A 23,072-nucleotide genomic window follows, 5' to 3' on the forward strand; every position below is an offset into this window, starting at 1 on the left:
ATATGTACAAAATTTAATATATCATATTTCGAACCGTTTTCATATTGATAAAGAAAAATTAACCAGCACGTGTCAGATTTTGAAAGTGTGCCATATTGGGCGCATGCCGCATATACAGAATAGAGGAGGGGATGGGGATGAATTCTCAACTTATTTTATTACTTGTACTGTTTATTTTATTGGTTATTGTAGGTATAATTTGCTTATAGAGGAAAAAAGTGAGGAAGGGGCTTTCCTTCCTCACTTTCCATGAAATATAATTTCTATATAACTAGAAATTAATAAAATTGTTATACATACATTAATAACCCGAAAGACACCGGGCTGGCGGCTCGCAGCTATTTGTTTTCGTTCACACAGTGTATGTGTCATGAAATTCGTGTAAAATATAACAAGAAGTGCGAATGCGACAAAAACAACTGTTATAAGTGTCATGAGGCGAGACCTCCTTTTGGCTAAAATACATATACATACATTGTATCACACGATATTTTGTTCGTGTTACAAAATTCAGAAATAGAAGACTTTGTGTTAGAAAGTGAGGGAGAAAATGGACGTTGTTAGAAGATTAGAACAAGCTGAATACTATGTAGACCTACTATTTAAAATGATTGATGAAGAGAAGTGTCCATTTTATTCTTTGATCATAAAGAAAAAAGCTCGTAAAAAAGATATTGAACGTATACTAAATCTTTGTGAAAAACTGAACGAGCAATATGTAGTGGAGAAAGCAGAAGGGCTTCTTTTGTTCGATGCGCTGTTAGATCAATTTGAAAAAGCGCTTCCACATCAGCTCGAAGTACACGAAACTGCGGAAGCGCTAGCAAAACAAGGTTTATTTAAGCCGCTTATGAATGAATTCTTAAGCATGATTGCGAAAAAATAAATAGATTATTTCTTAACTAACTTTTGATCGGATTCTGTAAAGTTCTCTTCAATATCTTCTAATGATTTCTCAAAAATATCGATAAAGTCTTGTCCGTAAATATTACGCAGGATTGCAATCAGTTCGATATTTTCTGGGAACTTCCCATAAAAATTACGGAGTGCAAGAGCCCCATTAAACACTGAATTATTTTCAGGATCATACTCCTCCATTAAGCGAAGTAGTAATTCTTCCCCTTTGTCTGTAATTTCAATGTACGTATTTCGTTTATCATCTTCCTTTTTTGAGAATACAAGATAGCCGCGTTCTTCCAGCTTTTTCGAGAAGTTAAACGCTGTTGATACGTGCATAACTCCAAACTTAGCAATCTCAGAAATAGAAGCCCCTTTTAAATGATAAGCGATTGTTAAAATATGATGTTCATTAATATTTAAATCGTAAGGTTTAATCCACTGCTGCCAATCTTTCTCTACACATTTCCATAACGCTTTCGATAATTGAGCAATGCGTTGGCTGAAAATCATCGCTTCTTTTACCGAGTAATCTTTTTCTCCACTTTTCATTTACTCACCCACTTTAACATTCTTTTTTCATTACTATCTATTATGCCAGTAAAATAAAAATTAATAAAGTCTTTTTGTGAGAATTGTGAAAATTTTTCGGAAAAATGACATTCTATACAAATCATGCATAACTATGGAAGCGTTTTATGAGTCGTGAATACATACGTTGTCCTTACATGTTAAGTGATAACATATATTGTAAATGCATAAAAACACGGCATATCTATACGATATGCCGTGTCAAGGTCAATTTATATAAAAAATATTTGTTATATGCAAAAAACTAAGCAGGAATTTGTTTACGCTTTTTCTGGAACAGCTTCTTGTAGTTTCTCAATTGACTTTTGGATGTCCAAAATTTCTTTCTCAATATGGCGCTTGTTTTGAGAAATATCTTGCTTCCAGTTAGAAAGTGTATCGTGCATATCGTCTTTTAATTCTTGAAACACTTCTTTACCTTCTGAAGCAGTTTCAACGATTTGACGTTTTAATAATTTCGTATCAGCTGTAATATCAGCTAAAGTCTTTTTAATATCATTTCCTTTTTCTTTTAACTTGCCGCGCATGTCTTTACCAGAAGAAGGAGTTGAGAAAAGAACAGCTAGTCCAGCAACTGCTCCGCCGCAAATAACACCTGTAATAAAGGATTTAGCTTTTGACATAAAAGGAGACCTCCTTATTTTTTGTTCGTATTCATGATGGAAAAAATATGCATATCTTTCTTATCTGTGCTATGCACAAACAATCATCCCTGAGCATTTTAAGTGAAGAAACAAGCCATGCGGAATTTGATGACTTCAGGGAAGTGGCTTGTTATGTATTACGCCTTCTTATAGTGTCATTATTTCACACTATTTGCAATTGTACTTGCGATGTTTTGTAAATTTTCCATAGTGTATTCATTTTGATGTGATTTCCAAACAGCACCGAAACCATCTTTTTCACCGTAGCGTGGAATTAAATGAAGGTGGAAGTGGAACACAGTTTGTCCAGCTTTTTCACCGTTATTGTTAAGTAGGTTAAAGCCAACTGGATTAAACTCTGCTTTAATCGCATTTGCGATTTTTGGAACGACAGAAAAAATGTGTGATGCGATTTCTGGCGTTAACGCAAAAATGTCTTGTTTGTGAACTTTCGGAATAACAAGAGTATGTCCTTTTGTTACTTGACTAATATCTAAAAATGCAAGCACATGTTCATCTTCGTATACTTTTGAGCAAGGGATTTGCCCGTCAATGATTTTACAAAAAATACAATTGTCTGCTGTATGATTCATTGATCTCATCCTTTCAAATATCCTTAGCCGTATTTTACCATAATTACATAAGAGAACAAACACGAAAAACAGGAAGCTGACTCAGCTTCCTGTTTTCTGAAGAGGGATTGAAAAAGCATTATCGTAATTTACGTTTCGCAGACACCTCATTTATTTAAGAAATGCACGGTAAATCGGCTAAAGTTTCTGCCGTAGACACCCCATTTTCAAGTGAAATGAATTGCAATCTTTTTTAAAATGAAATTGTTTATTTTTTAAAACAGTATATGCTCTTTCAGAGACACCCCGTTTCGAAAATGAAACAAATGATCTGGTTATGTGTAAATTTCATTGTCCAACTTGGACACCCCATTTCATGATGACTTCACTATGTTGTTGTACTCATCAATTGGTGGTTGCTTTTTCAATGTGTTCCTTCTTCAATAATTATGATGTCCGCTTTCGGAAAAATATATGCTAATAAATTTTAAAAATTTTTTTGAGTACATGGATACTATGTAGTACGGCATAATTTTTGGTAAGATGAATATAGAATGAATACTAATGAAGAAAGTGGTGTCGTATGAGCGAGTTATTGCGTGTAGAAAATGTTACAGGAGGATATACGAAACGACCTGTATTAAAAGACGTTTCGTTCTCTGTTAATAAAGGCGAACTTGTCGGCTTAATCGGTTTAAATGGAGCTGGTAAAAGTACGACGATTAAACATATTATCGGTTTAATGGAACCGAAAAAAGGAACTGTCACAATTAATGGGAAAACAATTCGTGATGATATGACAGCGTACCGTTCCAGCTTTTCATTCATTCCAGAAACGCCGGTATTATATGATGAATTAACGTTAGAAGAGCATTTGAAATTAACAGCTATGGCGTATGGTGTTGATGAAAAACAATATGAAGAACGTGTAGGACAACTACTACAAGAGTTTCGTATGAAAAATCGTTTAAAATGGTTTCCATCTCATTTCTCAAAAGGGATGAAACAAAAGGTAATGATTATGAGCGCATTTTTAGTGGAGCCATCTCTTTACATAGTAGACGAACCTTTCGTTGGATTAGATCCGTTAGCGATTCAATCGCTTCTTCAAATGATGGACCAAATGAAAAAGAGTGGCGCGGGTATTTTAATGAGTACACATATTTTAGCGACAGCAGAGCGTTACTGTGATTCGTTCATTATTTTGCATCAAGGTGAAGTAAGGGCGAAGGGAACGTTATCTGAACTGCAATCACAGTTTCATATGCCAGGTGCAACGTTAGATGATATTTACATCGCGCTAACAAAGGAAGAAGATTATGAATAGCACAGCGTTATGGAAAGAACGATTTCGTCACTTTCTAAAAGAAGTTCGTACATATAGTAAATACGTATTTAATGATCATTTGAAATTTATTTTCGTGTTCATCATCGGTGCGGGAGCGTATTATTACCAGCAATGGTTACAAACGTTAACAACTTCGTTTCCGGCGGCGCTCGTAATGGCAGTATTAATTGGACTTGTGTTAACGGCTGGATCCATTCAAACATTATTAAAAGAAGCGGATCTCGTTTACTTACTGCCAGTTGAAGAAAAGTTAAAACCTTACTTCACAAAGGCATTTCTTTTTACATTTATGATTCAGTTATACATAATCGCAATCGTAGCAGCTGCGCTTGCCCCGTTATATTTCCAACAAATGAAACAAACAGGAGCTGCTTACATATGGATTGTACTCGCGTTTGTCATTGTAAAAGCGTGGAATTTATTTGTAGCGTGGGAAAAGTCATTTTTAACAGATCAAAATATACAAAGGGCTGATTGGTTTGTTCGTTTTATCTTAAACGGTTTATTTGTATATTTCCTTGTAGAACGTACTTCAGTTCTTTTCATTGGCGGAATCGTCCTTCTCATGGTGTTATACCTCGCTATCATGCATCAAATGGTAAAGGGAAAGCCGCTAAACTGGGAGTATTTAATTTCTGAAGAAGGTAAGAAAATGATGCTGCTGTACCGCATCGCGAACATGTTCGTTGATGTACCAGCATTAAAAGAAAGAGTAGCACGTAGGAAATGGCTTGATTTCATTCTTTCGGTAATCGGCGAAAAGCGTACATATTTATACTTATATACGAGAACGTTTTTAAGATCAGGTAACTATTTTGGATTATATGTGCGCCTGCTCGCTCTTGGCGGAGTTATTCTTTACTTCATTCCGTTTTTATATGGACGATTTATCGTAAGCTTTATCTTCCTATACTTAATCGGTTATCAGCTCTTAACTTTATGGAAGCATCACCGTATGAAGATTTGGCTTGATTTGTATCCGGTTGGGGGAGAAGAGAAGAAGAAAGATTTTCTTACTTTATTAAATGCGATTCTAATCATCGGGAGCGTAATCTTTACAGTTATATTTGCACTAGCAACGAAAAATTTCATAATGACAGGAATTTTACTTATCCTAAGCATATTATTTAGTATCGGTTTCGTTTACCAATACGGGGCGAAGCGCATTGAGCGTTTAAATTGAAAGGAATGAACCTATGATTACATACGAAGAGAAGGTTATAAAAGAATTGGAGCAGTGGAAAGCTACATTCATGAAAGATTCTTCTATGATGACACGGTTCTCCAAAAAAGTGCAGACGAAAGTGCAACAGCTCATTCCGGCGAAAGTACAAAAGGTACTAACAGAGACGATTCGTATGATGGTGCAAACGATCAGCGCCGGGTCAAACTTTATAAAGCCGAAGCTAAAAGAGACGACATGGTCACTGCAAAGACGTGACGATGAAGTGCGTAAAAAAATGGATGAGTACAAAAAAATAGCTGCGGCAGAAGGAGCAGGGACGGGGGCTGGTGGTATTTTACTCGGTCTTGCTGACTTTCCGCTTTTACTTACGATTAAAATTAAATTTTTATTCGATGCAGCAACGTTGTATGGATTTGATACAAGTAAACAAGAAGAGCGTCTTTTTATTCTTCACGTTTTCCAACTCGCCTTTTCAAGTGATGATCATAGAAAAGAAATATGGAAAGCAATTGAAACGTGGGATACAGAAAAAGAAAATCATATGGACTGGGAAAAGTTCCAAACAGAGTACCGAGACTATATTGATTTAGCGAAAATGCTTCAGCTCGTACCAGTAATCGGTGCCCCAGTCGGCGCATATGCAAACTATCAATTGCTGCAAAGACTTGGAGAAGTGACGATGAATTGTTATCGTATGCGATTGCTGAATAGGGATTAAAAAGAAGGCGTCCTACATGTGTAATGTGGGACGCCTTTTCTTAGAAGCCAAGTCCGATATAGTTAACTCCAACTATAATCAATACGATAAAAAGTAAAATGATTAATGAAAATCCGCTCTTACCAGCTTGTCCCGCTTCACCGCCGCCATTATCCCCACTACCCCATTACCACCAAGTCCCATACGATATCCTCTTTATTGTTATATATTGCTTTTACTTTATAATTTTCGGTATTTTCCTATAAATACCTTATGTAGTACTAATTAAATTGAAAATCATTTCGTTTTGTTTTATAATTTACTTACCGACCGGTAAGTAAAAATAAGTGAGGTACAGTATGACGAAGAATTTACAAACATCGCAGAACATTGTAGAGGCATCATTTAAACTTATGGCAGAACACGGCATTGAGAAGATGAGTCTTTCCATGATTGCGAAAGAGGTAGGTATTTCAAAACCGGCTATTTACTATCATTTTTCTTCTAAAGAAGCGTTAGTTGATTTTTTATTTGAAGAGATTTTTTCTGATTATCATTTCGCAAATTACTTCGATGAAGAGCAGTATACGAAAGAAAACTTTGCAGAAAAGCTAATCACAGATGGTTTACATATGCTCTCTGAGTATGAAGGGCAAGAAGGAATACTACGCGTTATCAATGAATTTATCGTAACTGCATCGCGAAATGAAAAGTACCAGAAACGTTTATTTGAAATACAAGAGGATTTCTTACATGGTTTCCACGATTTATTGAAGAAAGGCGCGAGACTGGGCGTTGTGTTACAACATGAAACGGAAGAAAATGCTCATACGCTAGCACTCGTGATCGATAATATGAGCAACTATATGCTCATGGGATTCCAGTTAAAGTATAAAGAAATTTGGATTCGAAATGTGAAAAACGTAATGAAGGAGGAGTAAAAATGAAAATGCAAAAAAACTGGTGGCTCGGTTTTCTTGGATTTATTGGGGTTTATAAAATACCAGGTATGATTGAAGCTTTTCAAGCGGATGGAAATTGGATGAAGTTAATCGGTTTCATTTGGCTACTTTGGTTCGGATATTTTATTCCTGAGAAGAAAGAAGATTGAATTTCAATTTTCTGTAAAGTTACGTAAAATATAGATTAAGAGTATTCATATATTAGATTACTAGATTTGGAGTGGTTACATGGAGCCATTGAAAAATGAAATTCACCCTGACATGGTCAAGGTGTGGAAAGTTCGTGCTGTAATTGAAGAAGGGATCGGTATTCTCGTCATTTTAGCTTACCTTTTCCTCATGATAAAGTTTGATTGGTGGGCATGGATTTTGTATGTGATGATTGGGCTAACAGTTGTGTTCGCACCATTTTCGTACTTCTTATTCCCGAAACTACGTCAACGTTATTACAGTTATCAATTAAATGAAGAAGAGCTTGAAATTCAGCACGGTCTTTTCGTCGTAAAGCGCGTATTAGTACCGATGATTCGTGTGCAGCACGTGACAATTGAACAAGGACCGATTATGAGAAAATATGACTTAGCAGAATTACATATTTCTACAGCGGCAACTTCTCACAGCATCCCAGGCTTAACGATGTATGAAGCAGAAATGTTGAAAACAAAAATCGCAGAATTAGCGAAAGTGAGTGATGAGGATGTATAAGAGGCAGCATCCAATCACGATGTTATTGGAATTAAAAATAAGAGATTTTATACCACTCTTTATTTTCATGTTTAGCTTAAATGGAAAATTCCCGTTTTGGTACTTAATTCCCGCCGCATTTGGTTTACTCACTGTCTTTTCAGCGTTTGAAAAATGGTATTACACAACATACTGGGTTGAAAATAACGTATTACATGTGAAGCAAGGTCTCTTTGTGAAAAAGGAGAGCTACTTAAATAAAGAACGTGTTCAAACAATCAATACAAGCTCTAACGTGTTATATCAAATGCTTGGCTTAAAGAAAATCCAAATTGAAACAGCTGGTGGGGGCGATGATGCGGAGGTTAGCTTAGCCGGTATTACAGTAGAAGAGGCAACTGAGCTTATTGCTTTGCTAAATGAGCCAACTCCAGAAGTGAAAGCAGAAGGAACGCTAGACGAAAAAACGGAACATGAAGTAGAAAAAGAAATCGTTACAGAAGAAAAACAAACGACAGAATATAAATTGACTTGGAAAGAAATTTTACTAGCCTCTGTTACATCGGGGCAGTTTGGACTATTATTCTCGTTAATCTTTTTCGTGTATCACCAAGTACAGGAGTACATTCCGAAATGGATAGAGAATAGCGTAAAGTCATATGTAATGGAGTATGATATATATGGCTGGATTTTCATGGTAGCTATTTTGCTCGTCCTTTCGTGGATTATATCTACAATCGGTTATGCGCTAAAACATGGAGATTTCACAGTGAATCGAAGAAATGATGAAGTCCGCATTTCGCAAGGATTACTTGAGAAAAAAGAACTCGTACTAAAATTGCACCGTATTCAAGGTATTACCATAAAAGAAAGTATTTTACGTCAGCCATTCGGCTATTGTGCTGTGCAAGTAGAAGTGATTCAAAGTAAGGGAACGGATGATGAAAAAGAAAAAGTTACACTGCATCCAATCATTCGAAAAGATCGAGTACAACAGTTACTCGCGCATTTACAACTACCATACGAACTGGATACAAATATTATTTCATTACCAAAAGCAGCATTACGCCGCTATCTCATTGATAGTTTAATCTTTTTCGCTATGCTCGCAATCCCGCTTACTGGAATAAGCATATACTTTGAAAAGTATTACATCATGTGGGCATTACTACCGCTCGCAATCCTTATCTTTACACTTGGCTACGCAACATTTAAAACAAATGGTTACAGTGTTAACGGAGAACAAATTACACTTGTCTATCGTAGCGTCGGAAAATATACAGGACTTATTAGAAGAAGACACGTCCAATCAATGGAGAAGACACAATCATATTTCCAGCGCCGTGCGGATTTATGTACGTATAAGTTTTCGAGTGCATCATCTAGTTACAAAATAGAGCATACGAGAGTAGAAGATGCGGAGAGAATGCAGGATTGGTATAAGAAGAAAATAAATGAGAAATAACCAGAGAGAGCTTGCCTATTATGAAGGGCAAGCTTTCTCTGGTTATAGGGAAAAGAGTGGTTTAATCCATATATCAGTACAACTACAGCACACATATACCAATACGTATGAAAAAAGGTAATATGCTTCTGTTTTAGGAAAATATGTGGGATTTTTGATATAAATGGTATAATAAAATGGAAATAGTATTAGGAGGTTATATATGATAAGTCAGTTGAAAAGAGAAGCACTTGATGCATTAAAAGGAAGATGGGGATTAGCGGTAGGGGCAACCTTATTAATTGGAATCCTTATTGGCGTTGTTGAAATGCTAACAACAGGTATTTTCTCGATATTTTGGGGTTGGGAAGAAGCAAGTGATTCATTTACAGTAAGTATTATTGTAATGCTTGTTATAGGTCCATTAACAATAGGTGCCTATTATCTTGTTTTAAATGCAATTCGTGGGACTGATGCTAGCATTGGTCATATATTTAGATGGTTTAGCGATGGAAGTAAGTTGATGAAGTCGTTTTTAACATATTTACTAATGTATGTATACTTGACTCTATGGACATTACTTCTTATTATCCCAGGTATTATTAAATCATTTTCTTATTCTATGACATATTTTATTTTGAATGATCATCCAGAATATACAGCGAATCAAGCGATTACTGAGAGTCGTCATATGATGAATGGACATAAAATGGATTACTTTTTACTATGCTTAAGTTTCTTAGGGTGGTTCATTTTAAGTATTCTTACTGTAGGAATTGGTTTCTTATGGTTAGTACCTTATTTCTACTCGACATCGGCAGCATTTTATGAAGAGATTTCAAAAGAATATTATAAAAAAGTGAGCACTACTTTCTAATAAAACATATAAACTATCTACCCTAAAGAATGTAGGGAGCAGATAGCAGATGGTTTAGGTGTTGTCCTATTTTTGGGATTCACTTCAGGATAAGGTATAGATTTTTATATAGAAATGCTACCCTCTATGTTTTATCATAGAGGGTTATTTTTTTATGTAAAAATGATAGGAAATAATGAATAATATATGTAAAGAAAAAAGCGAGGTGAATGAGAGTGAGCAAATTTTTAATACCGTATTCATTTTCTATATTAAGTTTCTTTATTTCAGCAACAGCACTTGATTTATATGATAGGATGGGAAACGATAGTGAGCTGGTTTCGCCGAACATAATTGGAAAGATAATTCAATCTACTGCGCAAATGGGAGTCCTTACATTGTATTTCGGAGTACCTATTATTTTAGGTGGCTGTCTACTTGGTGAGCTATTGTTTAGAGGTATCATTTTACGATTTAAACTAAGCTATATTATATCTTTATTATTATATCTATTTTTAGCTTTTAGTATTGTTTTCGTAACGGTAGGCATTCCAACTACATATGAAGATTCTAATACATTTTTCATGGGGATAACTATGATTTGTGCTGTTACATTCTTTGTGAGTCGGAATATATGGGAAAACAAGTTAATAATGGAGTGACAAAATGAAATACACCTGTCCATGTTGCGTATATAAAGTGAAACTTTAATCAGTGGGGATTTTGTTCATTCCCCACTGATTATTAGTTGAACCAATCGGGCATTTATGGGCAGTTAATCTTCCACCTAACTCCTTTGCTCTAGTTGAATTTTGAGGTGGGAATTTTACTGTCCGTTAATGCGGGGTAAAACATTGGAAGAAGAACCACCAGATACATATGAAATTTGTAATATATGTTATTGGGAAGATGATGGGGGTCAGTTTAACGATCCTGACTTTGAAGGCGGTGCAAATGAAGTCTCGTTAAGACAAGCACAGAAAAATTTTATTGCATTTGGTGCTTGCGAGGAATGTTTTGTTGGATTAGTTAGAAAACCGACTAGTGAAGATGTGAAGGATGCTAGTTGGCAGCGAATTTGTTAAGTGAAATGTTATTACTCAATTCAATGGGAGTAATAACATTTTTTATTTAGTGCTGAAAGAATTACTGCCGTCTTATAAAGTAATAAGAAGGACTAAATTGGTAAATTTTATTAATGGATATATTTTCAATAAATACAAAAGTATAGATGTATAGTCAACTATGAGCATTTAATGTTATCATATTGAATGATATGGAAATTTTTAATAGAATAAGTAACTAAAAATTCAAAGGTAATGAAGCTTTTGTTGTATAAAGAAAATACTTAGTAGTAATCAACAATATTAAAAATAAGATTCGTATTTATATAAATTTAGTAGAAATGGGGTTTTAAAAAGGAATGAGTATAAGCATAACGCGGCAAAAGATTTTGGCGGCCGCTTCTCAAATTGTGCAATGTAAAGGGGTTGCTAAATTAACCTTAGAAGCAGTGGCAAAAGAGGCGGGTGTAAGTAAAGGTGGATTATTGTATCACTTTTCAAATAAAGAAGCTTTAATAGAAGGTATGATAGTCAGAGGGATAGAGGATTATGAAGGGGCCATTTACAATAAAGTAGCGGAAGACTCAGAGAGGAAAGGGAGATGGGTTCGCTCTTTTGTAGAGGAAAGATTAAATAATGAGAGAAGAACAGAAGAGTTATCTAGTAGTATGATGGCAGCATTCATGTTAAAACCTGAATTACTTGAGCCATTACAACAATCATTTCAGCAACTGCAAAAGAATATAGAAAATGATGAGATAGATTCAGTTTGTGCAACAATTATTAGATTAGCAGCAGATGGATTATGGTATTCGGAATATTTAGGGGTTGGAAGACTAAGCCCCGAGTTAAGAGAAAAAGTGATTCAAGCACTTATTAGGAATTCATATAAATAGAATATACGAACTATATAATGTGAAAATAATTCACCGTTGCTTCTTTAATGTAGTGGTGAATTATTTTTTTTATTAGAAAAATAGAACAATTTTATAGAGTATTGAATTATAACCGTCCAGACGGTATAGTAATATTTGGTTTAAGAGGAAAATTAAACAAAAAAAGAATAAAAGATATTTTTAGCACACTATTCGAAAGGATAGGCCGCAAAGCTTAGAGTCTACGGTAATACATATTGGTTACTAAGATCGTCTGGTTGCACATTTTTGATGCAACCGGACGGTCTTTTTTTGTTATATAAATATAAAAAATAGGAGGGAACTATGCAAATGAAAAGTACTAAAAGACATATTTCAATGGTTTCATTAGTTTTTCTAGTATTATTTTCAGTGCTGAATGTGTGGGCTCCAGTTATTCAAGCTGCTGTGATGAAAAGTCCAGTGGACGAAATTAATATTTCCCGTACTGATGGCACGACATCTGAACCGTATCAAGCCTCAGATGGTATGAAAGTAGAAGTGAAGTGGTCAGCTAAAGAAAAAATAAAAAGTGGAGATCAATTCACAATTGATATGCCAAAAGAGTTTCGAAAAGACCTTATGAATATGAGTTTTCCTTTAAAAGATGCTGAAGGAAAAACAGTTGGTACATGTGAGATGAAAAAGGGTCTATTAACGTGTACTATGGGTGATTACGTAGAAGGAAAGAATAACATTAAAGGTTCTTTATTCGTAGAATTCTACTTTGGTCTAGAAGCATATGATGGTGTTAAAGAAATTCCATTAGAATTTAACGTTGATGGTCAAATCGTCAATAAAGAAGTAAATGTAAGTAATACGACAGAGAGACCGAAGCCACAGCCCAATACAGATAATCTATTGAAATGGGGTTCTTATAATCAAGAAGATCCTTCGATTGCTGATTGGCTTGTATATGTAAATGCAACTGGAACAGAAATGCAAGATCTTAAATTAACAGATACATTAGGACCTGGGCATGAGTTAATTACAGACAGCGTAGTATTAGAAGAGGCTGTATTTGAAGATGGTTATGCACCAACAAATATTAAGCCAGCAGATTTATCTAACATTAAAATTAATGCAACAAAGGCTGGATTTACAATTGAGTTTCCAGACAGTTCAAAAGGCTATATTTTAAGATATAAAACAAAGGTTACAAATCCTGCTGCGAAGCCTCATAAAAATACTGTGAAATTAGAAGGTAAAAATATTAAAACTGAAGAAAAAGTAGGACAAGTATTTGTAAGTGGTGGGGGAGGATCCGGTTCAGGTGACAATAATCCACCTAGCATTGAAAAAAATATAGTTGATGAGAATGGCAAGCTTGTAGAGAATGAGCAGTTAACAAAAATGGATCAAGTGATTCAATACCAAGTTGGTACACACATACCGAACGATCCTCCTAAATACACATCAATGGTAATTAGTGATGATTTAGAAGATGTTTTAGAAGTATTAGAGGCAAAAGTGTATGATCAAAATGGCCAAGATATTACATCTAAAGGAACGTTAAATATAGATAAACAAAGAAGTGAAGTAACATTTACGTTTGGTGAGAATTTTGACTATAAGTCATATGAAGACCAGATAATTAATCTCAGTATCAAGGCGAAAATTAAAAATGATGCAGACTTATCTTCTTACGTAGATAAGAAGATTCCTAATAAAGCGGAATTACATTTTGATGATAAAACATTAACATCAAAAGAAGTAACTATTACGCCGCCTGAAGCTCCAAAGGATGGTACAGTATCGATTCATAAAATAGATTCTGAGAATCCGAACAAAGGGTTAAAAGGTGCCGAATTTGAAGTTCGAAATAGTGCAAATGAAGTTGTTGCAAAACTGAAAACGGACGAAAAAGGTTTTTCAGTACCTCAAACTTTAGCTCCTGGGACGTATAAAGTTTATGAAACAGTAGCACCAGAAGGATATCAAAAATTAACAAGCCCAGTAGAGGTTACACTTCAAGCTGGAGAAACAAAAACAATTGAAATTAAAAATACTATGCAAAAGGGTCAAATTGAAGTAAAGAAAATTGATTCGGAAAATGGTGAAAAACCATTAGCAAATGCAGAGTTTGATATAGTAAAAGACGGTGTAGTAGTCGAACATATTGTTACAGATAAAGATGGTAAGGCAACTTCTAAACCGTTAGCACTAGGAAAATATATTTTAAAAGAAACGAAAGCGCCTGAAGGCTACCAATTAAAAGAAATAGAGTTCGAAGTAAATGTAACAGGGGACGGCATATTTCCAATACAAGTGGAAAATGCAATGATAGACAAAGGTAATATAGAAATTACAAAAGTGGACAAAGCAAACGGGGCAGTATTAGCGAGTGTCGAATTTGAAGTCCAAGATGAGAAAGATGGAGTAGTAAGAAAAGTAGTAACAGATAAAGATGGAAAAGCAAACGTTTCAGATTTATCAGTAGGAAAGTACAAATTAGTAGAGACGAAAAGCTTACCGGGTTATAAAAAGCTAACAGAACCAGTACCATTTGAAATAAAAAAAGGTATGACAAAAGCTTTAGCAATAAAAGTAGAAAATGAGCAGTTAGACAAAGGCTCAGTAGAAATTACAAAAATAGATAAAGATAGTCAAAAAGTATTAGAAGGCGTAGTCTTCGAAGTGCAAGATGAGCAAGGTAAAGTAGTAACAGAAGTAAAAACAGATAAAGATGGTAAAGCAAAAATCTCTGATTTATCAGTAGGGAAGTACAAATTAGTAGAGACGAAAAGTTTACCAGGCTACAAAAAGCTAACAGATTCAGTATCATTCGAAATTACAAAAGGTATGACAACGGTCCTATCGTTGAAAGTAGAAAATGAACAGTTAGATAAAGGTTCAGTAGAAATTACAAAAGTAGATAAAGACAGCAAAAAAGTATTAAAAGGCGTAGTCTTTGAAGTGCAAGATGAAGCTGGAACAGTAGTAAAGGAAGTAAAAACAGATAAAGATGGTAAAGCAAAAATCTCAGATCTATCAGTAGGAAAGTACAAATTAGTAGAGAAAGAAAGTTTACCAGGCTATAAGAAACTAACAGATCCAGTATCATTTGAAATAAAAAAAGGCATGACCGAAGTTCTATCATTAAAAATAGAAAATGAAATGGTAGATACGGGAAATATAGAAATTACAAAGATAGATAAAGATAATAAAGCACCGTTAGCGGGAGTAACATTCATCGTCCAAGATGAAAAGGGTAATGAAGTTACAAAAGTAACGACAGATAAAGATGGAAAAGCAAATGTTTCAGATTTACCTGTAGGAAAGTATGAATTAGTAGAGGTAGAAAGTTTACCTGGTTATAAAAAGTTAGAAAAACCAATATCATTTGAAATAAAAAAAGGCATGACCGAAGTCCTATCATTAAAAGTAGAAAATGAAATGGTGGATACAGGGAATGTAGAGATAACAAAAATAGATAAAGATAGTAAAGCTCCATTAGAAAATGTTGTATTTGAAGTACGTGATTTAAAAGGAAAAGTAGTTGCGAAAGTAAAAACGGATAAAGAAGGAAAAGCAAACGTTTCAGATTTATCTATTGGGAAGTATGAGTTGGTAGAAGTAGAAACACCGGCAGGATACAAACCACTAGAAAAGCCAATTTCATTCGAAATTGAAAAGGGTAGAGTAACAGCGCTAAAGCTAACAGTAGAAAATGAATTAGTGGATACAGGAAATGTAGAAATTACAAAAGTAGACAAAGAAACGAAAGATGCTTTAGCTGATGCAGTCTTTGAAATTCAAGATGAAGCAGGACAAGTAGTCGCTAAAATAACGACAGATAAAAAAGGACAAGCACAAGCTACTAATTTATCAGTTGGCACATACAAGTTAGTAGAAGTAAAAGCACCAAAAGGATATAAACAATTAGTAGATCCGATTACTTTCCAAATTGAAAAAGGCATGACAAAATCTCTTGCTTTAACAGTAGAAAATGAAATGTTAGACAAGGGAAATGTAGAAATCACAAAAGTAGATAAAGATAGTCAAAAAGTATTAGCAGGTGTAGTCTTCGAAGTACAAGACGAACAAGGCAAAGTAGTAACAGAAGTAACGACAGATAAAGAAGGAAAAGCAACAATTTCAGATTTATCAGTAGGAAAGTATAAATTAGTAGAAAAAGAAAGCTTACCAGGCTACAAAAAATTAACAGAACCAGTATCGTTTGAAATTAAAAAAGGTATGACGAAAGTTTTATCATTGAAAGTAGAGAACGAACAGTTAGACAAAGGTTCAGTAGAGATTACAAAAGTGGACAAAGAAAGTGGCGCAGTATTAGCGGGCGTAACATTCGAAGTGCAAGATGAAAAAGATAAAGTAGTAACGAAAGTAACAACAGATAAAGAAGGAAAAACAACAATTTCAGATTTATCAGTAGGAAAATATAAGCTAGTAGAGGTAGAAAGCTTACCAGGATATAAAAAACTAGCGAAACCAGTATCATTCGAAATCAAAAAAGGTATGACAGAAGTCTTATCACTAAAAGTAGAGAATGAACTAGTAGACAAAGGATCAGTAGAAATCACAAAAGTAGATAAAGATAGTCAAAAAGTATTAGAAGGCGTAGTCTTCGAAGTACAAGACGAACAAGGCAAAGTAGTAACGGAAGTAAAAACAGATAAAAATGGTAAAGCAAAAATCTCAGACTTATCTGTAGGAAAGTACAAATTAGTAGAGAAAGAAAGCTTACCAGGCTACAAAAAATTAACAGAACCAGTATCGTTTGAAATTAAAAAGGGTATGACAGAAGTTCTATCATTAAAAATAGAAAATGAAATGGTAGATACGGGAAATGTAGAAATTACAAAAATAGATAAAGATAATAAGGCACCGTTAGCAGGTGTAGTCTTTGAAGTACAAGACGACAAAGGCAAAGTAGTAACGAAAGTAACGACAGATAAAGCTGGAAAAGCAATAGTTGCAGATTTATCAGTAGGAAAGTACAAGCTAGTAGAAGTAGAGAGTTTACCAGGCTACAAAAAATTAGAAAAGCCTGTACTATTTGAAATTACAAAAGGTATGATAAAATCTTTAGCGTTCACTGTAGAAAATGAAATGGTAGATACGGGGAATGTAGAAATCACAAAAATAGATAAAGACAGTAAAGCACCATTAGAAAATGTTGTATTTGAAGTACGTGACTCAAAAGGCAAAGTAGTTGCGAAAGTAACAACGGATAAAGAAGGAAAAGCAGACGTTTCAGATTTATCTATTGGAAAGTATGAGTTAGTAGAAGTAGAAACACCAGCAGGCTACAAACTACTAGAAAAGCCAGTTTCATTCGAAATCAAAAAAGGTATGACGAAAGTCTTATCATTGAAAGTAGAGAATGAACAGTTAGACAAAGGTTCAGTGGAGATTACAAAAATGGCTGCTGAAAGCAAGGAAGTCTTATCAGGAGCTGTGTTTGAAGTTCATGATGAAAAGGGAAAAGTAGTAGTCAAAGTAACAACAGATAAAGATGGAAAGGCAAAAATCGCAGATCTATCTGTAGGTAACTACACACTAGTAGAAGTAGAAGCACCAAAAGGATATGAAAAATTAACTAATCCAATTCCATTTGAAATTACAAATGGAATGATAAATGCAGTTCAATTAGAAGTATTAAACAAATTGAATCATTTAGCACCACCAGGTCCAGAAACACCAGATCCAGAAAATCCTGGAACACCGGATCCAGAAAATCCTGGAACACCGGATCCAGAAAATCCTGGAACACCAGATCCGGAAAATCCTGGAATACCAGATCCAGAAAATCCTGGAACACCAGATCCAGAAAATCCTGGAACACCGAATCCAGAAAATCCTGGAACACCAGATCCAGAAAATCCTGGAACCCCGAATTCAGAAAATCCTGGAACACCAGATCCAGAGAAACCTGGAACACAAAATCCAGAAAAACCTGAAAAAGAATTACCGAAGACAGGGCAGAAAATGCCTGTGGAACCATATATGGGAGCACTTCTTGTAATGATGAGTTTTGGATTACTCGTATTAGGTAGAAAACAGCAGAGATAATAAAGGTGAAAAGGTATCCTCAAAGTATTTGAGGATACCTTTTTTAGCATAAAAAAAGGCATCTAGCAAAAGTACTAGATGCAAATAAAAACACAAGGGAAGACAAAATTCTTCCCTTTTCCCGTATGTAATTATATCAAAAAATTTATAAAAAACTAGCTATATTTCAAATATAATTTTAAAAAAAGTTATATACATAAATAATTGCAATACACGCAGTTTTATCTTTCTGAAAAATCTATTTCTTTATTTTTGAATAATAAGACTAATGTTGATAAATCTTCAGATAATTAGAAAAAATACCCGGAAGGATATATAATATTGCTTAATAAATAATTTTAATGAATTACGTATATTTCATTTGGTGTATTAATTGAATATCATAATTTTAAATTTTATTAAGCAAGAATCTCGGTTACTTATTGCATTTCTAACATAGGGTGAGATAGAAAAATAAAATAGTGTGGAGGTTTTTATAATGACGTTTGTTCTTAGTAAAATGAGTGGCTTTAGCATAGAAGAAAAGGTACATGAATTTGAATCTAAAGGATTCCTTGAAATCTCAAATGAAATCTTTTTACAAGAGGAAGAGAATCATCGTTTATTAACACAAGCACAGTTAGATTATTATAATTTGGAAGATGATACGTACGGTGAATGCCGTGCTAGATCTTATTCAAGGTATATAAAGTATGTTGATTCACCAGATTATATTTTAGATAATAGTAATGATTACTTCCAATCTAAAGAATATAACTATGACGATGGCGGGAAAGTTAGACAGTTCAATAGCATAAATGATAGCTTTTTATGTAATCCTTTAATTCAAAATATCGTGCGTTTCGATACTGAATTTGCATTTAAAACAAATATAATAGATACAAGTAAAGACTTAATTATAGGTTTACATCAAGTAAGATATAAAGCTACTAAAGAAAGACCATCTTTTAGTTCACCTATTTGGTTACATAAAGATGATGAACCAGTAGTGTTTTTACACCTTATGAATTTAAGTAATACAGCTATTGGCGGAGATAATTTAATAGCTAATTCTCCTCGGGAAATTAATCAGTTTATAAGTTTGAAGGAGCCTTTAGAAACTTTAGTATTTGGACAAAAGGTCTTCCATGCCGTAACGCCACTTGGAACAGAATGTAGTACGGAGGCTTTTCGCGATATTTTATTAGTAACATTTTCTTATAAGGAGACAAAATGAGAGAGAATAAAATAATTATGATTTCTGGAGCCAATAGCGGTATAGGTTATGCTTGTATAAAATACTTTTTAGAAAAATCATTTCATGTAATAGCGCTTGATATTAATAATAATAATTTAATAGATTATATGAAAACAGATATGCCTTTGAAAGTAGTGCAAATTGATTTAAGTAATAGCGAAGCAATTCATAATCTTTTTACTCAATTAGATTTAGAAAAGCTTTCTCCTGATATATTAATAAATGCAGCTGGTATTCGAGAGATAACACCTGTTTTACATTTATCCGATGATATGTTTAAAAAAGTAATTGATGTAAATTTAGTAGCCCCATTTATCCTTTCTAGGGAAGTAGCGAAGCGATGGTGTGAATCGAAAATAAAAGGTTGTATTGTGAATATAGCATCGGTTTCTGGATTAATGGCTGAACCAGAGCGAGCTGCTTATGTTGCATCAAAGCATGCTTTAATCGGATTAACTAAACAGATGGCTATGGAATTTGGGAAGCAAAATATAAGGGTAAATAGCATTTCTCCTGGTGTTATTAGAACTGAACTTACAGAAGAATACTTTAGTAATAAAGCCTTGATGTCTATGATAAAAAGTAATCAATCTTTAGATACTTGGGGGTTGCCGCAGGATATTGTTTCATGTATTGAGTACTTGATTTCTGATCAGGCCCGCTTTATTACTGGTTCTAATTTTGTAATTGATGGTGGTTGGACTGCTGGGAAAAATTTATAATTGAGTGTTTTTGAGGAAAAGCACCTGTCCTTTTTTAGGCTGGTGTTTTTCTCACTATAAACCGAGTTTTTATTGGAGGGGGATTAATTTGCTTCAAAAAAGTTTTAAGCAAGAGAAAACGGTACCGGCCTTAAAGATGATAGCGTCAATGGTTATCTTTGGATCAGTTGGATTTTTTTCGGTTCAAACAAACTTACCTTCGTTTGAATTAGTGTTTGTAAGGTGTATTTTTGCGACAATATTTTTAAGTGTATGCTGGTTGCTTACAGGGCAATATAAACAAGATAAATGGGAACGAAAAGAAGTTATTCAAGTTTTAATATGTGGCTTTTTCTTAGTATTTAATTGGGTTTTCTTATTTAAAGCCTTTGAAAATATGTCAGTTACAATTGCTATCTCAGTTTATCATCTTGCACCAGTAATTGTACTGTTAATTGGAAGTATCGTCTTTAAAGAAAAATTAACATTAATATCTATCATTTCAATAGTTGTGTGTTTTGCAGGAGCTTTATTAATTGCTGGTATCGATGGAAGCTTCTCTGTCGGCTCATTAATGTCTTCAGGTATGATATGGGGATTTCTTGCAGCTCTCTTTTATGCATTTACAACTTTATTTGGTAAAGGGATTAACAAAATGAGTGCGTATGCAATGACATTTTTACAAACATTCTTGGGGATATTTCTTTTAATACCATTTATAGATTTAGATGCTTTTAGTGGCCTCACTCAAAGTAATTGGACATATATTATAGCTACTGGTTTTATTCACACAGGGATAGTATATTATCTGTTTTTTGATAGTCTACGTTATTTATCTACAAAAACAATCTCAATATTAGTTTTTTTAGATCCGGCAGTGGCAATATTATTAGATACTGTACTTACTGGATTCCGTCCAACTTTAATGCAAATAACAGGAATTCTTTTTATTTTTATTGGCATGACTTTAACATTAAAAAAATCTAAAGATAAAAAACTGAGCCAAAAAGAAAATCAAATTGAAAGCGATGCTAGTATATCTCAACAATAATGAAATATATTGTGCATAAAACGATAAACCTTGCATGAATTATGTAAGGTTTATTTTAGTTCAAAATAATTCATATTTATAATATATAATTTTCAAAACTGAGGTATGTGTTTCTTTAATATGCTTTTGATTCATATTTTTTGATAATATATAAGTAATAAATTCATAGAATTGGAGTGATGAGATGCAGCCGTTAGAAAGAGAGATTCATTCTAATATGCTGAAAGTGTGGCGAATTCACGCTTTAATTGGGGCGGCAGTTATACTAACAGTCGTAATTGCGTATTTCTTTTTTATGATTAATTTTAACTGGTGGGGCTGGTTGTTTGGACTATTAGTAACAGGAGCCATTATATTTATTCCACTTGATTATTTTGTGTTTCCAAATTTACGTCAGCGCTATTATAGTTACAGATTAAATGAAGAAGAGATTGAGATTCAAAAGGGAATGTTCGTTGTAAAACGCGTACTTATTCCGATGATCCGTGTGCAGCACGTAACGATTGAGCAAGGGCCAATCATGAGAAAGTATAATTTAGCAGAATTACATATTTCAACAGCCGCAACTTCTCATAGTATCCCAGGTTTAACGAAAGAAGAAGCAGAACAGCTGAAAAGACAAATTGGAGAACTTGCGAAAGTGAGTGATGAGGATGTATAAGAGGCAACATCCGATTACAATATTGTTAGGTATTAGGGTTGCGAGTTTGTTGCCACTTATTATTCTTGTTTTATTTTAAACCTGATGAACAAGTGGAACCTTGGTATTTATTTTATCTTTTTCTTCTGGTTGTTTTATTCATCATGGCTATTTTTTCAGCAATTAAATGGTATTTTAAAGTGTACTGGATTGAGAATAATATTCTACATATAAAGCACGGTGTTTTTGTAAAGAAGGAAAGTTATTTAAATAAAGAACGTGTGCAAAATGTTAGTACGTCTTCTAACGTTATTTATCAGATGCTTGGACTTATGAAGTTAAATATAGAAGTAGCGGGTGGTGGTAGTGAACCAGAAGTGATGTTGGCTGGTATTAAAGAAGACGAGGCAAAACATTTAATCGCTTTATTACATAAGAAAGAAACTACTGTAAAAGAAGAAATAGAAGAGGAAGAAAGCAAGACAGTTTATCAGTTAACAGCGAAAGAGGTTTTAGCAGCAGCGATTACCTCTGGTCGGTTCGGACTAGTGTTTTCTGGACTAGTACTTCTTTACACAAAGTTTGATTTTATTCTTCCTGAAGGATTCACAAGTAAAGTAGAAGCGTATGTGATGGGAAACGGTGTTTATAAACTAATTGTAATAGCATTAATTTTAATGGCAATTTCATGGATTATTTCCACGGCTGGATATGTGTTGAAATATGCAAACTTTAAAATTGAGCGAAAAGGGGAAGAAATTCGTATCGTTCAAGGTTTATTTGAAAAGAAAGAGTTTGTCTTAAAATTGCACCGAATTCAAGCGATTACTGTAAAAGAAGGTATGCTTCGCCAGCCATTTGGTTATTGCGCTGTTGAAGTGGAAGCAATTCACAGTATTGGAGCAGCAAGTAATGAAGTGATGCTGCATCCGTTTATGAAGAAAAAAGATGTACGGCAACTGCTCACATATTTAGAGTTACCTTATGAAATTGAAGCGGAGATCGTTCACTTACCAAAAACAGCGTTGCGTCGTTATTTCATTATGGGCTGGTTAATAAGTATCATACTAACAGTTCTAATTGCCAGCGTTAGTATATATTTAAAACAATATATTGCATTGTTTGTTATTTTACCGTTATTTATCGTATTTTCGTTACTTGCGTATGCTAGATATAAAAGCGGCGGTTATGAATTAAGAGAAAATCAACTAACGGTTGTATATCGTGATTTTTCGAAATATACAGGAATAATGCGAAGAAGACATGTTCAAGCAGTAGGTTATAATCAATCGTATTTTCAAAGAAAGGATGAATTATGTACAACTCTTGTAGCGGTAGCGGGGCGGGGTTATGAAGTAAAGCATATGAGAAAAAAAGATTCACTTCGTATATATAATTGGTACAAAGAAAAAGGAAACACCGGTGTGTAATGGTGTTTCCTTTTTATGTCATGATTTGTCGATAAGTCGATATATTCGAAGAATCGCTGATATAATTCGAGTTACGCCGATATATTCGAAAAATCGCCGATATAATTTCACATACCGAGAA

21 protein-coding genes, 2 pseudogenes and 1 riboswitch are annotated in these 23,072 nt (G+C 34.1%); of the genes and pseudogenes, 18 read left to right on the top strand and 5 right to left on the bottom strand.

What is annotated here, in order from left to right:
* Window positions 1-240: 240 nt before the first annotated feature.
* Window positions 241-435, bottom strand: coding sequence for a hypothetical protein (locus F3I02_RS13785; protein ID WP_000172690.1), 195 nt, complete (start codon window positions 433-435; stop codon window positions 241-243).
* Window positions 436-550: 115 nt separating this feature from the next.
* Here F3I02_RS13785 and F3I02_RS13790 point away from each other — a divergent pair, with 115 nt between their 5' ends.
* The gene (locus tag F3I02_RS13790; protein WP_000383655.1) at window positions 551-886 is read left to right on the top strand and encodes a DUF1878 family protein; all 336 of its coding nucleotides are present in this window, start codon (window positions 551-553) and stop codon (window positions 884-886) included.
* 5 nt (window positions 887-891) lie between these two features.
* Here the strand turns inward: F3I02_RS13790 and F3I02_RS13795 are convergent, their stop codons facing one another.
* The 3 genes from F3I02_RS13795 to F3I02_RS13805 form a co-directional block, all read right to left on the bottom strand.
* Window positions 892-1,449: an HTH-type transcriptional regulator Hpr gene (locus F3I02_RS13795; RefSeq protein WP_000834924.1), complete on the bottom strand. Its 558-nt coding sequence runs from the start codon at window positions 1,447-1,449 to the stop codon at window positions 892-894.
* A 299-nt stretch (window positions 1,450-1,748) separates the two neighbouring features.
* Window positions 1,749-2,111, bottom strand: a complete 363-nt coding sequence (locus tag F3I02_RS13800; RefSeq protein ID WP_000030300.1) for a YtxH domain-containing protein — start codon at window positions 2,109-2,111, stop codon at window positions 1,749-1,751.
* Window positions 2,112-2,290: 179 nt separating this feature from the next.
* Window positions 2,291-2,725 carry an HIT family protein gene (locus tag F3I02_RS13805; protein WP_001016835.1) on the bottom strand — a complete coding sequence of 145 codons (435 nt, stop codon included), beginning with the start codon at window positions 2,723-2,725 and terminating at the stop codon, window positions 2,291-2,293.
* A 562-nt stretch (window positions 2,726-3,287) separates the two neighbouring features.
* Between F3I02_RS13805 and ecsA the strand changes: the two genes are divergently transcribed.
* The 3 genes from ecsA to ecsC are packed head-to-tail and all read left to right on the top strand — an operon-like array spanning window position 3,288 to window position 5,956.
* Window positions 3,288-4,031: an ABC transporter ATP-binding protein EcsA gene (ecsA, locus tag F3I02_RS13810; protein WP_001292602.1), complete on the top strand. Its 744-nt coding sequence runs from the start codon at window positions 3,288-3,290 to the stop codon at window positions 4,029-4,031.
* Complete coding sequence (ecsB, locus tag F3I02_RS13815; protein WP_196478075.1) at window positions 4,024-5,235, top strand: ABC transporter permease EcsB; 1,212 nt, start codon at window positions 4,024-4,026, stop codon at window positions 5,233-5,235. Before ecsA ends, ecsB begins: the two co-directional genes overlap by 8 nt.
* A gap of 13 nt (window positions 5,236-5,248) precedes the next feature.
* Complete coding sequence (gene ecsC, locus F3I02_RS13820) at window positions 5,249-5,956, top strand: ecs operon protein EcsC (RefSeq protein WP_000634142.1); 708 nt, start codon at window positions 5,249-5,251, stop codon at window positions 5,954-5,956.
* A gap of 40 nt (window positions 5,957-5,996) precedes the next feature.
* On the opposite strand, the pseudogene F3I02_RS13825 reads toward ecsC, so the two are convergent.
* A pseudogene (locus tag F3I02_RS13825) lies at window positions 5,997-6,139 on the bottom strand (YjcZ family sporulation protein).
* Window positions 6,140-6,294: 155 nt separating this feature from the next.
* Between F3I02_RS13825 and F3I02_RS13830 the strand changes: the two are divergent.
* From F3I02_RS13830 to F3I02_RS13895, 14 genes and pseudogenes are all read left to right on the top strand, one after another.
* Window positions 6,295-6,876: a TetR/AcrR family transcriptional regulator gene (locus tag F3I02_RS13830; protein WP_061883865.1), complete on the top strand. Its 582-nt coding sequence runs from the start codon at window positions 6,295-6,297 to the stop codon at window positions 6,874-6,876.
* Between the two features lie 2 nt (window positions 6,877-6,878).
* Window positions 6,879-7,046, top strand: coding sequence for a hypothetical protein (locus F3I02_RS13835; protein WP_000783813.1), 168 nt, complete (start codon window positions 6,879-6,881; stop codon window positions 7,044-7,046).
* Between the two features lie 79 nt (window positions 7,047-7,125).
* Window positions 7,126-7,602 (top strand): PH domain-containing protein, encoded by a 477-nt coding sequence (locus F3I02_RS13840; protein ID WP_000433536.1) that lies wholly within the window; start codon window positions 7,126-7,128, stop codon window positions 7,600-7,602.
* A complete protein-coding gene (locus F3I02_RS13845) occupies window positions 7,595-9,046 on the top strand; it encodes a PH domain-containing protein (RefSeq protein WP_000278176.1) in 1,452 nt (483 codons plus the stop codon). The genes F3I02_RS13840 and F3I02_RS13845 overlap by 8 nt, the downstream gene beginning before the upstream one ends.
* A 202-nt stretch (window positions 9,047-9,248) precedes the next feature.
* Window positions 9,249-9,902 (top strand): DUF975 family protein, encoded by a 654-nt coding sequence (locus F3I02_RS13850; RefSeq protein WP_000625406.1) that lies wholly within the window; start codon window positions 9,249-9,251, stop codon window positions 9,900-9,902.
* Between the two features lie 215 nt (window positions 9,903-10,117).
* Window positions 10,118-10,543 carry a hypothetical protein gene (locus F3I02_RS13855; RefSeq protein WP_002098741.1) on the top strand — a complete coding sequence of 142 codons (426 nt, stop codon included), beginning with the start codon at window positions 10,118-10,120 and terminating at the stop codon, window positions 10,541-10,543.
* A gap of 177 nt (window positions 10,544-10,720) precedes the next feature.
* Complete coding sequence (locus F3I02_RS13860) at window positions 10,721-10,966, top strand: CPCC family cysteine-rich protein (protein ID WP_196478076.1); 246 nt, start codon at window positions 10,721-10,723, stop codon at window positions 10,964-10,966.
* 338 nt (window positions 10,967-11,304) lie between these two features.
* A complete protein-coding gene (locus F3I02_RS13865) occupies window positions 11,305-11,841 on the top strand; it encodes a TetR/AcrR family transcriptional regulator (protein ID WP_046392431.1) in 537 nt (178 codons plus the stop codon).
* A 172-nt stretch (window positions 11,842-12,013) separates the two neighbouring features.
* Window positions 12,014-12,106, top strand: a riboswitch (cyclic di-GMP riboswitch).
* Between the two features lie 59 nt (window positions 12,107-12,165).
* Window positions 12,166-17,892 (top strand): SpaA isopeptide-forming pilin-related protein, encoded by a 5,727-nt coding sequence (locus F3I02_RS13870; protein WP_196478077.1) that lies wholly within the window; start codon window positions 12,166-12,168, stop codon window positions 17,890-17,892.
* A gap of 478 nt (window positions 17,893-18,370) precedes the next feature.
* Window positions 18,371-19,108, top strand: coding sequence for a 2OG-Fe dioxygenase family protein (locus F3I02_RS13875; protein WP_196478078.1), 738 nt, complete (start codon window positions 18,371-18,373; stop codon window positions 19,106-19,108).
* Window positions 19,105-19,851 carry an SDR family NAD(P)-dependent oxidoreductase gene (locus F3I02_RS13880; RefSeq protein WP_001208950.1) on the top strand — a complete coding sequence of 249 codons (747 nt, stop codon included), beginning with the start codon at window positions 19,105-19,107 and terminating at the stop codon, window positions 19,849-19,851. The genes F3I02_RS13875 and F3I02_RS13880 overlap by 4 nt, the downstream gene beginning before the upstream one ends.
* Window positions 19,852-19,939: 88 nt before the next feature.
* Window positions 19,940-20,881, top strand: a complete 942-nt coding sequence (locus F3I02_RS13885; RefSeq protein WP_000939631.1) for a DMT family transporter — start codon at window positions 19,940-19,942, stop codon at window positions 20,879-20,881.
* A gap of 184 nt (window positions 20,882-21,065) precedes the next feature.
* A complete protein-coding gene (locus F3I02_RS13890; RefSeq protein WP_001182719.1) occupies window positions 21,066-21,542 on the top strand; it encodes a PH domain-containing protein in 477 nt (158 codons plus the stop codon).
* Window positions 21,535-22,951, top strand: a pseudogene (locus F3I02_RS13895) (PH domain-containing protein). The gene F3I02_RS13890 and the pseudogene F3I02_RS13895 overlap by 8 nt, the downstream one beginning before the upstream one ends.
* The last annotated feature ends 121 nt before the right edge of the window (window positions 22,952-23,072 follow it).

Source organism: Bacillus sp. SRB3LM (assembly GCF_015712745.1).
GTDB lineage: Bacteria > Bacillota > Bacilli > Bacillales > Bacillaceae_G > Bacillus_A > Bacillus_A thuringiensis_K.